The organism is Rhodococcus sp. KB6 (assembly GCF_001445685.1).
GTDB classification, from domain to species: Bacteria; Actinomycetota; Actinomycetes; order Mycobacteriales; family Mycobacteriaceae; genus Rhodococcus_F; species Rhodococcus_F qingshengii.
The window spans coordinates 40,882-55,910 of sequence record NZ_LNAK01000018.1; the positions used below are offsets into that span (position 1 = coordinate 40,882).

Here is a 15,029-nt window from a genome sequence, read left to right on the forward strand (position 1 = left end):
TTGCATCCCTGGTGGTGCTTCTGTGTCGTTGTTCGCTGCTGTTGCAGCGATCGTCGAGGGAGCCCCCGGCTCCGACTACTAGGGAGTGATCGAGATGACCGAGACCCAGGTGACCTGGCTTACCCAGGAATCACATGACAGGCTCAAGAACGAACTCGACCAGCTCATTGCCAATCGCCCGGTCATCGCCGCCGAGATCAACGAGCGTCGCGAAGAGGGCGACCTGAAGGAGAACGGCGGCTACCACGCTGCCCGCGAAGAGCAGGGTCAGCAGGAAGCCCGCATTCGCCAGCTCCAGGAGCTGCTGAACAGCGCAAAGGTCGGCGAGGCCCCCACTCAGTCCGGTGTCGCACTGCCCGGATCCGTAGTCAAGGTCTACTACGACGGCGACGAGAGTGACACCGAGACGTTCCTGATCGCTACCCGCGAAGAAGGCGCACGTGACGCCAAGCTCGAGGTCTACTCGCCGAACTCACCGCTGGGCGGCGCGCTGCTCGAAGCCAAGGTCGGCGACACGCGTGAGTACAACCTGCCCAACGGCAGCACCATGAAGGTCACGCTGCTGAGCGCGGAGCCTTACCACAGCTGATCGGCTGTACCAGCTCTGAAAAGAAGCGCCACCCGACTCGGTCGGGTGGCGCTTCTTGCTCTGTCGACGCTCGCCGTTTCCTGCCCACTCACACCACGCGGCGAGCCTTCATGCCGGCGAAGATCGGGCCGACCTTCACCACGTCGCCGAACGTGGGTGCGTGAAGCATCTGACCGTTGCCGACGTAGATCGCCACGTGGCCGGGGCCGCCTGCCTGCCAGTTGCCGAACAACAGGTCACCGGGCTGCGCCTGATCCAGCGGGATCTCGACGCCGACACCCCACTGCGTCTCCGAGGTCCGGGGCAGAGTCACCCCGGTGGCCGCGTGGATCGCGTACGACGTCAGCCCCGAGCAGTCGAACCCGCCCATCGACGGCCCGTTGATGTTTCCGCCACCCCACACGTACGGCAATCCGAGAAACTTCAGACCGGCCTCGACGACGCCGCCCACCGCTGCGGCGAGGTTGTTGTAGTCGAAGGGCGCAAGCATCAGGGCGAACGAGTCCTGCAACGATTTGATCTGGGCGACGAACGGAGCGGCGACCGCCTGCTCCGCAGGAACCTCGCCCGACTTGTCTGCCGGAACGCCGCCCGCTTCGCGAACTGCGTCCGGCCCGACGTCGTAGGCAGCGAGCGCGAGGTCGACGGTATCGCCCTCGACCTCACCGGACTTCTGCCAGGACTGCGCTTGCTTCACGAGATCGCACAACCGGTATCCGGTTGTCATCACCGGATCGGCAACGCCCAGGATGTCCATCTTTCCGTCGCCGTCACCGTCCTTGCCGTATGCCGTCCACGCTGCGGTGGTGAAGCGGCCAGGCCCGCGCCCACCTTCCGGTGAGATGTCGGTATCGGGTCCGTACTTGAATCCGTTCTCGACCGAGTACAGCGAGGCGATCACCGCGGGCGTGATCTCCGAGCACAGAGCACCGGCCTTTTTGATCCACGGCGCGAACACTGCCACCGCTCCCACGGGCGCCAATGTCGCTCCCGGAAAGTTGGAGGGTACGGAAGGCACGATTCCCTCAGGTGTGTCCTGAGTTCGTGCCGGTCCGTTCCAGGCTGCAAGTGAGACTGCAGCATTCGAAGACTCGTTCTTCTCGACTTGTGCGGGCGCTCCGAGAGTTCCACTCATCACGCCCAGTGCGGTGCCGATCGACACAGCGATCGCCAGGACACCGACTGCCATCCGAACCTCCGATAAACCTCTGAAAATCCACGTACGTGGTCGTACCCGAAACTTGTCGGTGCGAACATCTACTCTTTCGAACATGCATTCGACACGGCTCAGTCTCGCGACTCCTGTAACCAATGTCTCATTTATCTCGGCGGGCGTTACGCAAATGACTACAGACGCCAAGGCTTTTCTCAGGTTCGGCGTGCAAGCTGAGTCCATGAGCGACGATCGGCCACGACCCGCCCGGGGACGCACTACGGTGTATCGACCCGTTCGCCTCGCCCTCGCAGCCACGGCTGTGGCGGGAGCACTCGCAAGCGGCGGACTTTCACTCGTTTCTTCTCCCACTGCCACGGCACTCGCACCGGACACGTCGGCTTCTCACACCAAGAATCCCGTAGCGAAGCGGCCCGTCGTGGTCGCCGGATTCGGAACCCCGGACGCCGTCTCCAACGGTTCGTGAGTACTCCGCGCTCGGCCTCCGAGTGGCTCACGTGGGGGGTTCAGGCCCGGGTCGTCGTCACCGACCCTGAAGTCCTTCCCTCCGCGGCCAGCCTGGTTCGCGGGTACCTCACCGCTGCCGACGCCGCCACCAATCGAGATCGTGCCGACTCCGAGATTCGTACCTATGTCAGCGCCGCGAGCAACGTCGACGGCGTCGCCGTGACCCCGATGTTCGCGCACTTCCTCGAAGACGCGTTGGCTGTCGCACGACTGACCGACGGCAAACTCACGCCGACGGCCGGGTCGGCAGACCCTCACTCCTGGTGGAAGATTCGCGTCGAGAACAACCGCGTGTACAGCCCGGACGACGTCGTTCTCGATCTGTCCGCGACGGCCCGCGCCAGTTCAGCGGACCACTGTGCCGCGTCCACTGCGACTCTTCTCGGGTGTGGCGTGCTGGTCGGCCTCGGCGGGGACATCGCGGTTGCCGGCCCGGCGCCGGAAGACGGCTGGCAGATTCAGGTGCAAGACCTGCCCGGCGACCCGACCTGCCAGGTAGCACTTCCGTCCGACTGCGGGATCGCCACGGCCAGCACCGTCAAGCCACTGCACCGCGAATCGACGGCGACGCCGATGTGGCGCACGGTGTCGGTGATTGCATCCTCCTGCGCCCAGGCCGCCGCATTCAGTCGGGTTGCGGTCGGCATGGGCGGTTCGGCCATCGACTGGCTACATCAACTCGACGTACCCGCCAGGCTGGTCGACCAGGAGTACCGCGTGACGGTTCTGGGCGGCTGGCCTGACGAGTAACTCGCCTCAGTTCTGCAGTCGTACTGCGTAACCGGCGCGGTCGAAGGCCGTCAGAAGTTCCGCCTTGTTGTCCGGACCACGCGTCTCGACGGTGAGGAAGACTTCCACTTCGTCGAGCGCGAGTTCGCCACCGGTACGGGAATGGATGACATCGACCACGCTGGCGCCGTTCGCTCGAACCACTTCGAGCAACGAGACCAGTGCGCCCGGCCGATCGTCGATGGTGATGTGAACACCGAGGAACCGTCCGGCCGCTCGCAGACCGTGCGAGATGACGTGCGTGAGAAGTAGCGGATCGATGTTGCCGCCGGAAAGCACGGCGCACACCGGCCCTGTCAGTCCCAGCTCCTCCGGAGTACAGGTCATCAAGGCCGCGACGGCCGCGACGCCGGCCGGTTCGACGATGAGCTTGGCGCGTTCGAGGCACAGCAGGAGCGCTTTGGACAGCGCTTCCTCGCTGACCGTCACCACGGCGTCGACATGGGCGGCAACTTCGGCGAACGGAACCTCGCCCGGGCAGCCAACGGCGATACCGTCTGCCATCGTGGACATCGACGCCAAGGCGGTCGGCTTCCCGGCTGCCAACGACGCCGGCCAGGCAGCCGCGGTCTCGGCCTGCACTCCGACGATGCGGACCTGCGGGCGTACAGCTTTGACGGCTGCAGCCACTCCCGCGATCAAACCGCCGCCGCCGGTGGGAACGAGGATCGTGCCGACCTCAGGCAGTTGCTCGAGGATTTCGAGCCCCACAGTCCCCTGCCCCGCCACGACGTCCTCGTGGTCGAACGGGTGGACCAGAACTGCTCCGGTTCGGTCCGCGAATTCGCGAGCGGCCACGAGCGCTTCGTCGACAGTCGAACCGTGCAGGTGGACCTGAGCTCCATATGCCTTGGTGGCCACCAACTTCGGCAGCGGCGCACCCGTCGGCATGAAGACGGTCGACTTGATTCCCAATTCTGTTGCAGACCAGGCAACTCCCTGCGCATGGTTACCGGCACTGGCCGCCACCACGCCCGCTGCCCGTTCCTCTGCGGAAAGATTGGCAATGCGGTTGTACGCACCGCGCGGTTTGAAAGAGCCGGTGCGCTGCAGGTTTTCACATTTCAAGCTCACGGCGAAGCCGGTGGTTTCGGACAACACTCGCGAGGCCACGACCGGGGTGCGTCGCATGACCGGGGCGAGCAGTTGCTGTGCAGCCTTTATCTGTTCGAGATTCACGCATGCCTCCAGAAAGTGCGCCTCCACACCCTCGTGAGGTGTGAAGGCGCACTGCAGATTCGAAGTCGAATTACTGTAGAGCGAAGATCAGGACAGCGCTTGCTCGATGTCGCCGACCAGATCGGAGGCGTCTTCGATGCCGACCGACAGGCGAACCAGATCGTCGGGAACCTCGAGAGCGGAACCGGCCGTCGAGGCGTGGGTCATCGCACCGGGGAATTCGATGAGGGATTCGACTCCGCCGAGAGATTCTGCCAGCGTGAAGATCTCGGTGCGCGAGCACAGGTCGAGAGCTGCCGCCTTGCCGCCCTTGAGGCGGACGGAGATCATGCCGCCGAAGCGTCGCATCTGCTTGGCCGCGACCTTGTGCGACGGATGCGAAGCCAGTCCGGGGTAGATGACGCCGGCAACCGCGGGGTGGCCGTCGAGCAATTCGACGACCTTCTCCGCGTTGTCACTGTGACGCTCCATGCGCAGCGCCAGTGTCTTGATTCCGCGCAACGTCAGGAACGCGTCGAACGGGCCGGGAACGCCGCCGGATCCGTTCTGCAGGAAGGCAAACGCGGTGTCCAGTTCTTCGTCGTTGCAGACGAGAGCGCCACCGACCACGTCGGAGTGTCCGCCGATGTACTTGGTCGTGGAGTGCAGCGCGATGTCGGCACCGAGCTGCAGCGGCTGCTGCAGGTACGGCGAGGCGAAGGTGTTGTCCACCACGATCTTTGCGTTGCCCTCGTGGGCGACCTCGGCAAGGAGCTCGATGTCACCGATATTGAGCAGCGGGTTCGTGGGCGTCTCGACCCAGACCAGCTTGGTGTTGGACTTCATCGCCGCGCGCACCGCATCGACGTCGGACACCGGAGCCGGGGTGTACTCGATCCCCCACTGCGTGAAGACCTTGTCGATGAGGCGGAAGGTTCCGCCGTACGCGTCGTCGGGGATGACCAGGTGATCGCCCGGTCGAAGTACCGAACGGAGCAGGCAGTCGGTGGCCGCCATTCCCGAACTGAACGCTCGGCCGTAGGTTCCGGATTCGAGCGCTGCGAGGTTCGCCTCGAGTGGGCGACGGGTGGGGTTACCCGTTCGCGCGTACTCGAAGCCACTGCGCATTCCACCGACGCCGTCCTGGGCGAAGGTGGAACTCGCGTAGATCGGCACGTTGACCGCACCGGTCAGCGGATCGGGTTCGTAACCCGCATGCACCGCTTTCGTGGAGAAACCCTGCCAGCTGATGTTGTCGGCCTTGCTGCGTTGCTCACTCATGGTCCCCAGCCTAACGGCGCCGGCGCCGGCGCAGGAATCCGAACTCAGGAATCCGAACTCAGGAAACCCAGGAGATCGTGGCGCGTGATGACACCGACCGGCTTGCCGTCGTCGACGACCATGAGTGCGTCGGTGTCCCCGAGCGCCTTCGTGGCAGCCGAGACCGGCTCGCCGGAACCGATGAGCGGGAACGGCTTGCTCATGTGCTTCTCGACGGAATCCGCAAGGTGCGCACGGCCTTCGAAGACCGCGCTCAGCAGATCCCGCTCGGACACACTTCCGGCGACCTCGCCTGCCATGACCGGCGGTTCCGCACCCACGACGGGCATCTGGGACACGCCGTACTCGCGCAGGATCTCGATCGCGTCGCGCAGGGTCTCCGACGGGTGGGTGTGAACGAGGTCCGGCAGCTCGCCCGACTTGCCACGCAGAACGTCGCCGACGGTGGGGACGTTGGTCTTGCCGTCGAGTGGGGTGCGCAGGAATCCGTACGACGCCATCCACTGATCGTTGAAGATCTTGGACAGGTAGCCGCGGCCACCGTCCGGGAGGAGGACGACGATCAGGGCGTCGGGGCCCTCACGCTTGGCTACTTCGAGGGCAGCGACGACGGCCATACCGCAGGAACCGCCGACCAGCAGTCCCTCCTCGCGGGCGAGGCGACGCGTCATCTCGAAGGAATCGGCATCCGAGACGGCGATGATCTCGTCCGGGATGGACGGGTCGTATGCCGACGGCCAGAAGTCTTCGCCGACGCCTTCGACCAGATACGGACGACCGGTGCCGCCGGAGTAGACGGAGCCCTCGGGGTCTGCGCCGATGACCTTGACCTTGCCGCCCGAAACTTCCTTGAGGTAGCGGCCGGTGCCGGTGATGGTGCCGCCGGTGCCGACGCCCGCGACGAAGTGCGTGATCTTGCCGTCGGTGTCGGCCCAGATCTCGGGGCCGGTGGTCTCGTAGTGGCTCTCCGGTCCGCCCGGGTTGGAGTACTGGTTGGGCTTCCAGGCGCCGGGGATCTCACGGGTGAGGCGGTCGGAGACGCTGTAGTAGCTGTTCGGGTTGTCCGGCGCGACGGCCGTGGGGCACACGACCACCTCGGCGCCGTAGGCGCGCAGGACGTTGCGCTTGTCTTCGCTGACCTTGTCTGGGCAGACGAAAACGCACTTGTATCCACGCTTTTGCGCCACGAGCGCCAAGCCGATTCCGGTGTTGCCCGAGGTCGGCTCGACGATGGTGCCGCCCGGCTTCAGTTCACCCGAAGCCTCGGCTGCGTCGATCATCTTGACGGCGATGCGGTCCTTGGAGCTACCGCCAGGGTTGAGGTATTCGACCTTGGCTGCCACCGTGCCGAAGTTTTCGCCCGTGACGGACGTGAGCTTGACGAGTGGGGTGTTGCCGATGAGGTCGACGACGTGTTCCGCGATGCGCATTCGTCCATGTTCCCAGATGAAAGAAAACGGTGCGCGCGGACGTCGGGCGAAGGTGGTGCAATCCGGCTAGATTGGCAAGTGTGAGTCGAACCGGACTGAAAGCGTCGGTGGCCACGGTGGTGGCCGGATCGAGTGCAGGCACGCTCTCCTGGTTGGGCTACAACTATCTGATGTCGCAGGCGGGGGCGGCCCGCGGGGTGATCGGTCGCAATATCGCCAAGCCACCCGAGGCGGACGGGGTGTACGCGCCCGGCGCCGACAACCCGGAACTCTGGTGGCGGGCCGTGCCCTTCGATCTCCACTTGATGATCTTCGGCGATTCGTCTGCGGCCGGCGTCGGCGCGCTGACGGCCTCGGAAGTACCGGGTGTTCAGGTCGCGAAGCTGCTTGCGAGTGAAACCGGGAAGCGAATCCGTTTGAGCACCAAGGCCATCGGGGGCGCCACCTCCCGCGGGTTGAGTGGGCAGGTCGACGCCATGTTCGTCGCCGGTCCTCCCCCGGACGCTGCGGTGATCCTGATCGGCGCCAACGACGTCACCGCCAAGAACGCGATTCACGCGTCGGCTAAACGCCTCGGCGACGCGGTTCGACGCTTACGCGAGAGCGGCGCCGTCGTTGTTGTCGGCACCTGCCCGGATCTAGGGGTGGTCACGGCGATCCCGCAACCTCTGCGCTCCGTGGTGCGCGAATGGGGCCATCGCCTCGCACTCGCCCAGGCGGCCGCGACCAGAAACGCCGGGGGTCATCCCGTTCCACTGGCCGACCTGCTGGCCAAGGAATTCCTGGCCTCGCCCGACACGATGTTCTCGGCCGACCGTTTCCATCCGTCCGCGGCCGGATACGAACTCGCGGCGAAGCAGATCGTCCCGGTTCTCGCGTCGGCTCTGGGTGAATGGCAGGGTGGCCCGCTACCCGAGCTCCCCCACGTTTCAGAGGCGGCGCAAGCCCGCACCGTCGCGGCCCGACTGACGGCGGCGGCAACCCAGTGGAAAGCCTTCGCGAGACGCACCAAACCTGCAGGTCAGCGCCCCGACGTCAACTGAGTGAGACTGCGTGACCACCATCTGGGAGCGGCAACGTAAATTGTAAGTCGAAGCTGCATTCAACTTGCCCTGCTCGACGGCGTTTCAAGCCGCCCTCGAGCAGTACACAAAAGGAGTTTTCATGCCCGAGGCAGTAATCGTCTCAGCAGTACGGTCGCCCATCGGCCGCGCAATGAAGGGTTCGCTCAAGGACATCCGCCCGGATGACCTCGCAACTCAGATGGTTGCCGCCGCGTTGGCAAAGATCCCCGAGCTCGACCCCACCGAGATCGACGACCTCATGCTCGGTTGCGGCCAGCCCGCCGGTCAGTCGGGCTTCAACATCGCCCGCGTCGTCGCCGTCCAGCTCGGCTACGACTTCCTCCCCGGTGTCACGGTCAACCGTTACTGTTCCTCCTCGCTGCAGACCACCCGCATGGCTCTGCACGCCATCCGCGCAGGCGAGGGCGACGTCTTCATCTCCGCCGGCGTCGAGTCCGTCTCCAGCTTCATCACCGGCAACGCCGACGGCCTCCCCAACACCAAGAATCCGCTCTTCGACGCAGCGCAGGCCCGTAGCGCCAAGCTCGCCGAAGGTGGAGTCGCCTGGACCGATCCTCGCGAAGAGGGCCTGATCCCCGACGTGTACCTGGGCATGGGCCAGACCGCCGAGAACGTCGCTTCGGCCACCGGCATCACCCGCGAAGACCAAGACCGCTGGGCAGTTCGCAGCCAGAACCGCGCCGAGGAAGCCATCGCTCGCGGCTTCTTCGAGCGTGAGATCACGCCCGTCACGCTCGCCGACGGCACCGTCGTCACCAAGGACGACGGCCCCCGCGCCGGCACCACCTACGAGGGCATCAGCGGCCTCAAGCCCGTCTTCCGCCCCGACGGCACCGTCACCGCCGGCAATGCCTGCCCGCTCAACGACGGCGCAGCCGCACTGGTGATCATGTCCGACACCAAGGCAAAGGCACTCGGCCTGACCCCGCTCGCTCGCATCGTCTCCACCGGCGTCTCGGGCCTGTCCCCCGAGATCATGGGCCTCGGCCCGATCCAGGCCGTCAAGAACGCCCTGAAGATCGCCGGCAAGTCGATCTCCGACATCGACCTGTTCGAGATCAACGAGGCATTCGCAGTGCAGGTCCTCGGATCCGCTCGCGAACTGGGCATCGAAGAGGACAAGCTCAACATCTCCGGTGGCGCGATCGCGCTGGGTCACCCCTTCGGTATGACCGGTGCCCGTATCACCAACACCCTGATCAACAACCTGCAGGAGCAGGACAAGACCTTCGGCGTCGAGACCATGTGTGTCGGCGGCGGACAGGGCATGGCAATGGTGATCGAGCGCCTCAGCTGATCCCCTGAGCACGTCGAAAGCGGCCGCCCGGCTTCTGCCGGGCGGCCGCTTTCGTGTGGTCGGGTTTCAGGTAGTCGTGAACTTCCGAGCAAAACTCCCCAACTCGCGAATCAACTCTCGCGCAGCGTCGTCCTCACGCTGCACGGCAGCGCGAGCTTCGTCCGCCCATCCGTGACGGAGCAGTCGTTTGGCGGCAAGGACTGCCGGTCCGACGTTGGCGGCAATCTGCTCGGCGCTCTCCCGAGCACGGCTGTGAACCTCTTCGGCCGGTACGGCCACGTTCGCCAGTCCGTAGTCGGCCGCTTCGACGCCGCTGAGCCACCGCGCCGACAGGATCAGCTCGGCGGCTCGCTGCGTTCCGATCACCTTGGGCAGCAACCAACTACTGGCAGCTTCGGGAGCTGTACCCAGCGAAGTGAACGGTGCCCGCAGACGTGCGTCCTCGGCAACGTAGACGACGTCGCAGTAAAGCAGCATGGTCAGGCCGATGCCGACGGCAGCGCCGTGTACCGCGGCGATCAATGGCTTCGGGAACTCCACCAGCGCGACGATCAGCGGCGCGAATGCGTGGCCGAAGTCGGCGTTGTCTGCGCCTGGTTCGGCGAGTGCGCGTAGGTCGACGCCACTGGAAAATGCCTTGCCTGCGCCCTCGACGATCACCACGGCCACGGCTTCGTCCGACGCCGCGTCGTCGAGCGCCTTGGTGAACGCTCGAAAACCGGCTGCATCAAATGCGTTCAGGCGACTCGGATTATTGAAGGTCAGCGTTCGCACTGCTCCGGCATCCGCGACCAGGATGGGTTCAGAGGTGTTTGTCGACATTCGCTCCCCTTCGTTCCAAACCAAGCAGTTGCTAGGTATCCAAGCACCGTAACCGTCCACAGACGACAAAAGAAGGGCCCCTCGCGGGGCCCTTCTTCGTGTTACGGATCGACTCGAGAACTAGTCGTTGTTGAAGTAGCTCAGCAGACGCAGGATCTCGACGTACAGCCAGACCAAGGTGACGGTGAGCCCGAATGCGACGCCCCAGGCTGCCTTCTCGGGCGCCTGTGCGCGGATCAGCTGATCAGCGGCGTCGAAGTCGAGCAGGAAGCTGAAGGCTGCGATGCCGATGCAGACGAGGCTGAAGATGATGGCGACGGTTCCACCGTCACGCAGGCCCAGTCCGCCCTCGGTGAAGAAGCTCGCGACGAGGTTACCGAGCGCCAGAACGACAACACCGATCAACGCACCGATGATCATTCGCGTCAGACGAGGTGTCACCCGAATCGCACCGGTCTTGTAGACGACCAACATGCCGAAGAACACGCCGAAGGTTCCGAGGACCGCCTGCGCAATCAGCATCGACGCGTCAGCGCCTTGGAGTTGGAAGGTGAACATGAACGACAGCGCACCGAGGAACAGACCCTCGGCCGCGGCGTACGCCAACACGATTGCCGGGTTGTCCATTTTGCGACCGAACGTCGCGACCAGAACCAGAACGAGGCCGACGAGACCGCCGCCGATGACCAGCGGGGCTGCGAGGTCGGCGTTGTTGTTGACCAGGAAGTACGACACCAGTGCCGAGATCGTCAGCACACCGAGCGTGATGCCCGTCTTGGTGACGACGTCGTCGATCGTCATGGCCCGCGAGGTGGGACCGGTCTGGTACGGCTCGGCCGGAGCGTACTGCGGCTGACCGAACTGCTGGGTTGCCTGCGAGGCGCCCGCCGTCGCAGATCCGAACGAGGCGTATCCGTTGCCCTCTTGCTTGGGCAGATTGCGGAACACCGGGTTGCTGGTGGTGCGCACCGTGATCATCCCTTCATCGTGGTGGCCTACGACGGGTGCGTCGCGGGTTCGCCGGACGGATCCGAGTTTCCGACACGGTCCGTGTACCTGACTAAAAGTAAAGCACTCGTAATTTACAACGTCGAAGCTTCGGTTGTAGTTCCCGGCGCATTTCCGGAAGATCAACACTCTTCGACACTCGTCCCTTTTCGATACTAGGACGGTTTGACCGACTTCATCACGATGAACTTCGCGTTCTTCGCCATCGCCTCGCTCGGACCCACCGCGGCTTTCAACGGTTCGCGATACCCCAGATGCGCGTTGTGAACAGTCCACAACTCGCCACCGGGACGCAGGACACGGCCGGCAGCTTCGAACATCTTGAGTGCTCCGCCGGTGTGGACCGCCGCGCCGACGTGGAACGGCGGGTTCAACAGAACCAGATCCGCGCTCGCACTGGGCAACGAACCCACGGCGTCGTCGCGCAGGCCGCTCACTCGATCGCCGACGCCATTTGCGGACGCAGTCGCCAGAGCCGAAGCGACGGCTGCCGAGGACTGATCCGTTGCGATCACGTGCACGTCCGGGAACTTCCGCGCGATCACCGCCGCGAGAATGCCGCTGCCACAACCCAGATCGATCACGTCGCTCAGCGGATCGACCGCAATCTTTCCGAGGTTCTCCAGGAGCAACCGGGTGCCGATGTCCAGGCTCGCACCGGCAAACACTGCGCCGTGAGCAACGACGTCGAGGTCGAATTCGTCGAGGCGTTCGGTCATCGGGAACGTGATAGCAACATCGGCCTTCGGTTCCGAAGCCTTGAGTACGCGGGACTTCTGCCGTCCACGCGAGGCGCTGACGTCGGAAAACGATTCGCCGAGAACCTTGTTCATCGCCGGGGTGATGTGCTTGTCACGCCCACCGGCGAAGACACGAACCGCCGGGTCGGCGTGGAGCGCGATCAACTGGGCGATCTCGGCAAGTTCGGCGAGGCTACGCGGCAATTGCATGAGCACGACGCGGGCGCCGCTGAGCAACTCCTCGTCCAGTCCGTGCGAGGTGAAGGCGTCACTGAATCCGAGTTCGCGCGCATTGTTCGCGAGGGCCAGCTCTCCGGTGAGCGGATCCTGGTGAACGCGCACGGCAGCGATTCCGTGCACGAGCGCAACACCGGCAGTCAGCGCACCGTAGTGATCGCCGATCACGACGACGGTGCCCGCCGGTGCCGCGGCGAGAGCGTCGGCGGCCTCGTCGAGGATCAGACGATCAGCCGCATCGACGGCAAAGAGATTGGGTGCCTCGACATCGGGGAATCGGCGCAGACGATCGAACAGTTCGGGTGTGTCGGACATGCCACCAGTCTTTCAGGTGGAACTACGCAACACTCAATCCCCCGACCAGCAGGTGATCAGTTCGACATCCCTGTCAGTTCGACATCCACTGCACGACGTTGTCGACGGTTTCGCGTTCGGTGCGGAATCCGTTCACCGGGTGGTCGGCGTCGGGGTATCCGAACGAGATCGCGCAGACAACCTTGCGAGTGTCGTCGATACCGAAATGCTCGTGAATGAACTTGGAGCTGCCCGCGAGCGCCGCCTGCGGGATCGTGGCGACCCCCAGACTCTGGGCCGCGAGCAGGAAGCTGTTCACGTACAACCCGCAGTCGACTGCGCCGTAGGTGCCCAATGCCTCGTCAGTGGTGATGATCGCGACGTGAGGAGCGCCGAAGAGCTCGAAATTCTTCATCGTCTGTGCCGCGGATCCGGCGCGGTCACCGTGCTCGATTCCGACGCTCGAATACAGCGCCATCGCGCAGTCGAACCGACGCGACTTGTAGATGCCCTGGTACGCGCGCGGGAACTCGAAGTCCGACTCCTGGGCGTTGGCCATCACGTACTCACCGAGGCCGGCGCGGAATCGCTCGGTGCCCTCCCCTTCGGTGATCGCGACCTGCCACGGTTGCGTGTTGCACCACGACGGCGTCTTCTGCGCCAGCCGAAGGATCTCCTCGATCACCTCACGTGGCACCTGACGGTCCTCGTAGGCGCGGCAGCTGATCCGGGCGTCGAGCAGCGCTTCCAGGCTCGTATCCACGACGATGCTCTCGGTCATGTGTTCTCTCCTCGATCAGGCTGCACTACAACACTTCGCACGATAGAACTACCGCCTCGACGCAATCGTCAGCGGGTCACCTTTGCGAAGGCCGCCACCAGCTCGCCGAACTCTGCCATCGCCGCATCCGGATCCGGGTCTACTGCCGCCAGCGCGACCAGCACATCGGTGGCACCGGATTCGAGCAGCTGCTCGGCGCCGATCATCGTCGCCGGGAGGTCGATCGAACCGTCGGACCCGCGTACGACGGTCAGTCGCCCACGGACCTGCAATTCCGCTGGATCGCGTCCGAGATCCGCCATCGCTTTGCCGATGACGTCGATCCCTTCACGTAGGTCGTCGTCCGCGGCACCCATGATCGGAATCCACCCGTCACCCCAGGTTGCGACGCGTCGTACAACGGCCTTGGAGAGCGAACCGGACACCCAGATCGGGATTCCAGCGGCCGGACGGGGCGCGCAGTACACGTCGTCGAACTTCAGACGAGGGGTGTCGATGCTCGCCGGCGCCGAACTCCACAGGGCCCGGCACACTGCGAGAGCGTCGTCGAGCAGTGGTCCCCTTTTACCGAAGTCCATACCTGCCGCCTCGTATTCACGTTCCTGCCAACCTGTTCCGACGCCAAGGTCGAGTCGGCCCCCGGAGAGCAGATCGAGTGTCGCGGCCGTCTTGGCCAGTACCGCTCCCCCGCGCAGCGCCGCGATGACGATTCCGGTCCCCAAGCGAATTGTCTTCGTCTGTCCGGCAACAAAAGCCAGGACGGTCAGCGGCTCGAGCCAGTTGGCGTCGGGCTCGGTGGGGAACGCCGACCACGTGTACGCCGAGTTGTCCGAGCCCATCACCACGTGATCGGTGACGAGGACCCGGTCGAAGCCCGCAGCTTCCGCGCTCTGACAGACCTGCACGAGTTTCGCGTAGGAGTCCTCCGCGAGAGTGGTGCCGAAGTTGGGAACGTTCAGACTGAAAGTTGTCATGTGTCAAGCCTTTCGGGGCCGGTTGGTCCAGCCACCCTCTTCTGTGGGGAACCAGCCTCCGGCAGCGTGCGAGCCGCCGTCGACGTGGATCACGGTTCCGGTGATGTATCTCGCCAGGTCGGAAGCCAGGAACAGTGCGGGGCCGGCAATGTCGACCGGCTGGCCCGGTCCGCCCAACGGTGCCCACCCCGGCCACTTGTCCCAGTCGTCGGCAGGAACGATCGTGCGATACGGCACCTGTACCGACTCGATCAGATCCGGGGCAATGGCGTTGACGCGCACTCCGGTTCGACCGATCTCCACACCAAGGCTCCTGGTGAACTGTGTCAGCGCGGCCTTGTATGCCGAGTACATCGTGTGGCCCGGGATCGCTCGATGCGCCTCCACCGTCGTCAGGTTCACGATCGATCCACCCAAACCGCGGTCGATCATGCCGGGAAGCAGGGCATGGGTCAGACGCACGACGTGATCGAAATTGATGCTGCCGGCCTCGGACCAGAAACCGGGATCCGTACCGGTGAACTCTGTCGGCGGGTTCAGGAAATGACCCACGTTGTTCACCAGGACGTCCGGAGCGAACTCGGTCAACGCTACGGGGACTTCCCGCGTCCGCACGTCGTACTCGAGATAGTTGATCGAACCACCTGCAGCCGAGTCGAATTCGACGTCGCCAAGAGGAGCTACGTCGACAACCAGAACTGACGCGCCATGCGATGCAAATGCTCGAACAATCGCTGCGCCGATTCCCTGGGAACCGCCTGTGACCACTGCCTTCTTACCCACCAACATCGGCCCTGGGGAGTACGCCGATCCGACCACCACGAAGACACCCTTCTGCAGTTCGATGTGAAGCACTTCGGCGT

The 15,029-nt window shown here is 64.5% G+C and carries 15 protein-coding genes; 5 read left to right on the top strand and 10 right to left on the bottom strand.

Annotated elements, in window-relative coordinates; genetic code table 11:
- The first annotated feature begins 94 nt into the window (after window positions 1-94).
- The gene (gene greA, locus ASU23_RS03425; protein WP_007726385.1) at window positions 95-589 is read left to right on the top strand and encodes a transcription elongation factor GreA; all 495 of its coding nucleotides are present in this window, start codon (window positions 95-97) and stop codon (window positions 587-589) included.
- Between the two features lie 88 nt (window positions 590-677).
- Here greA and ASU23_RS03430 read toward each other — a convergent pair whose 3' ends face one another.
- A complete protein-coding gene (locus tag ASU23_RS03430) occupies window positions 678-1,778 on the bottom strand; it encodes a bifunctional lysozyme/C40 family peptidase (protein WP_003943296.1) in 1,101 nt (366 codons plus the stop codon).
- Window positions 1,779-1,983: 205 nt separating this feature from the next.
- Here ASU23_RS03430 and ASU23_RS03435 point away from each other — a divergent pair, with 205 nt between their 5' ends.
- Window positions 1,984-2,229 carry a hypothetical protein gene (locus tag ASU23_RS03435; RefSeq protein WP_153211881.1) on the top strand — a complete coding sequence of 82 codons (246 nt, stop codon included), beginning with the start codon at window positions 1,984-1,986 and terminating at the stop codon, window positions 2,227-2,229.
- Entirely contained in the window at window positions 2,226-3,020 is a 795-nt protein-coding gene (locus ASU23_RS03440; protein WP_003943281.1) for an FAD:protein FMN transferase, read from the top strand. The genes ASU23_RS03435 and ASU23_RS03440 overlap by 4 nt, the downstream gene beginning before the upstream one ends.
- 6 nt (window positions 3,021-3,026) lie before the next feature.
- Here the strand turns inward: ASU23_RS03440 and ilvA are convergent, their stop codons facing one another.
- The 3 genes from ilvA to ASU23_RS03455 form a co-directional block, all read right to left on the bottom strand.
- Window positions 3,027-4,190: a threonine ammonia-lyase gene (ilvA, locus tag ASU23_RS03445; protein ID WP_223304414.1), complete on the bottom strand. Its 1,164-nt coding sequence runs from the start codon at window positions 4,188-4,190 to the stop codon at window positions 3,027-3,029.
- Window positions 4,191-4,325: 135 nt separating this feature from the next.
- Window positions 4,326-5,498, bottom strand: a complete 1,173-nt coding sequence (locus tag ASU23_RS03450) for a cystathionine gamma-synthase (RefSeq protein WP_003943272.1) — start codon at window positions 5,496-5,498, stop codon at window positions 4,326-4,328.
- A 44-nt stretch (window positions 5,499-5,542) separates the two neighbouring features.
- Window positions 5,543-6,928 (bottom strand): cystathionine beta-synthase, encoded by a 1,386-nt coding sequence (locus ASU23_RS03455; protein ID WP_003943292.1) that lies wholly within the window; start codon window positions 6,926-6,928, stop codon window positions 5,543-5,545.
- Window positions 6,929-6,999: 71 nt separating this feature from the next.
- On the opposite strand from ASU23_RS03455, the gene ASU23_RS03460 reads away from it, so the two are divergent.
- Together ASU23_RS03460 and ASU23_RS03465 are read left to right on the top strand one after the other, a co-directional pair.
- A complete protein-coding gene (locus ASU23_RS03460) occupies window positions 7,000-7,971 on the top strand; it encodes an SGNH/GDSL hydrolase family protein (RefSeq protein ID WP_042448870.1) in 972 nt (323 codons plus the stop codon).
- A gap of 121 nt (window positions 7,972-8,092) precedes the next feature.
- A complete protein-coding gene (locus ASU23_RS03465; protein ID WP_058037250.1) occupies window positions 8,093-9,310 on the top strand; it encodes an acetyl-CoA C-acetyltransferase in 1,218 nt (405 codons plus the stop codon).
- 66 nt (window positions 9,311-9,376) lie between these two features.
- Here ASU23_RS03465 and ASU23_RS03470 read toward each other — a convergent pair whose 3' ends face one another.
- The 6 genes from ASU23_RS03470 to ASU23_RS03495 all read right to left on the bottom strand — a co-directional run bounded on the left by ASU23_RS03470 (window position 9,377) and on the right by ASU23_RS03495 (window position 15,021).
- Window positions 9,377-10,132: an enoyl-CoA hydratase/isomerase family protein gene (locus ASU23_RS03470; protein WP_058037251.1), complete on the bottom strand. Its 756-nt coding sequence runs from the start codon at window positions 10,130-10,132 to the stop codon at window positions 9,377-9,379.
- Window positions 10,133-10,252: 120 nt separating this feature from the next.
- Entirely contained in the window at window positions 10,253-11,101 is an 849-nt protein-coding gene (locus ASU23_RS03475) for a Bax inhibitor-1/YccA family protein (RefSeq protein ID WP_020970268.1), read from the bottom strand.
- Between the two features lie 194 nt (window positions 11,102-11,295).
- Window positions 11,296-12,432: a class I SAM-dependent methyltransferase gene (locus tag ASU23_RS03480; protein WP_058037252.1), complete on the bottom strand. Its 1,137-nt coding sequence runs from the start codon at window positions 12,430-12,432 to the stop codon at window positions 11,296-11,298.
- A 73-nt stretch (window positions 12,433-12,505) separates the two neighbouring features.
- Window positions 12,506-13,192 carry a nitroreductase gene (locus ASU23_RS03485; RefSeq protein ID WP_003943290.1) on the bottom strand — a complete coding sequence of 229 codons (687 nt, stop codon included), beginning with the start codon at window positions 13,190-13,192 and terminating at the stop codon, window positions 12,506-12,508.
- A 68-nt stretch (window positions 13,193-13,260) separates the two neighbouring features.
- Complete coding sequence (locus ASU23_RS03490; protein ID WP_042448880.1) at window positions 13,261-14,166, bottom strand: TIGR03619 family F420-dependent LLM class oxidoreductase; 906 nt, start codon at window positions 14,164-14,166, stop codon at window positions 13,261-13,263.
- 3 nt (window positions 14,167-14,169) lie between these two features.
- Window positions 14,170-15,021 (bottom strand): SDR family NAD(P)-dependent oxidoreductase, encoded by an 852-nt coding sequence (locus tag ASU23_RS03495; protein ID WP_030536264.1) that lies wholly within the window; start codon window positions 15,019-15,021, stop codon window positions 14,170-14,172.
- Between the last annotated feature and the right edge of the window lie 8 nt (window positions 15,022-15,029).

Bases quoted from the DNA above. Each gene is read 5' to 3' on its own strand.
- ASU23_RS03465 (WP_058037250.1), top strand. From the start codon at position 8,093: ATGCCCGAGGCAGTAATCGTCTCAGCAGTACGGTCGCCCATCGGCCGC.
- ASU23_RS03435 (WP_153211881.1), top strand. From the start codon at position 1,984: ATGAGCGACGATCGGCCACGACCCGCCCGGGGACGCACTACGGTGTAT.
- ASU23_RS03485 (WP_003943290.1), bottom strand. From the start codon at position 13,192: ATGACCGAGAGCATCGTCGTGGATACGAGCCTGGAAGCGCTGCTCGAC.
- ASU23_RS03455 (WP_003943292.1), bottom strand. From the start codon at position 6,928: ATGCGCATCGCGGAACACGTCGTCGACCTCATCGGCAACACCCCACTC.
- ASU23_RS03430 (WP_003943296.1), bottom strand. From the start codon at position 1,778: ATGGCAGTCGGTGTCCTGGCGATCGCTGTGTCGATCGGCACCGCACTG.
- greA (WP_007726385.1), top strand. From the start codon at position 95: ATGACCGAGACCCAGGTGACCTGGCTTACCCAGGAATCACATGACAGG.
- ASU23_RS03480 (WP_058037252.1), bottom strand. From the start codon at position 12,432: ATGTCCGACACACCCGAACTGTTCGATCGTCTGCGCCGATTCCCCGAT.
- ASU23_RS03450 (WP_003943272.1), bottom strand. From the start codon at position 5,498: ATGAGTGAGCAACGCAGCAAGGCCGACAACATCAGCTGGCAGGGTTTC.
- ASU23_RS03490 (WP_042448880.1), bottom strand. From the start codon at position 14,166: ATGACAACTTTCAGTCTGAACGTTCCCAACTTCGGCACCACTCTCGCG.
- ilvA (WP_223304414.1), bottom strand. From the start codon at position 4,190: ATGCGACGCACCCCGGTCGTGGCCTCGCGAGTGTTGTCCGAAACCACC.
- ASU23_RS03470 (WP_058037251.1), bottom strand. From the start codon at position 10,132: ATGTCGACAAACACCTCTGAACCCATCCTGGTCGCGGATGCCGGAGCA.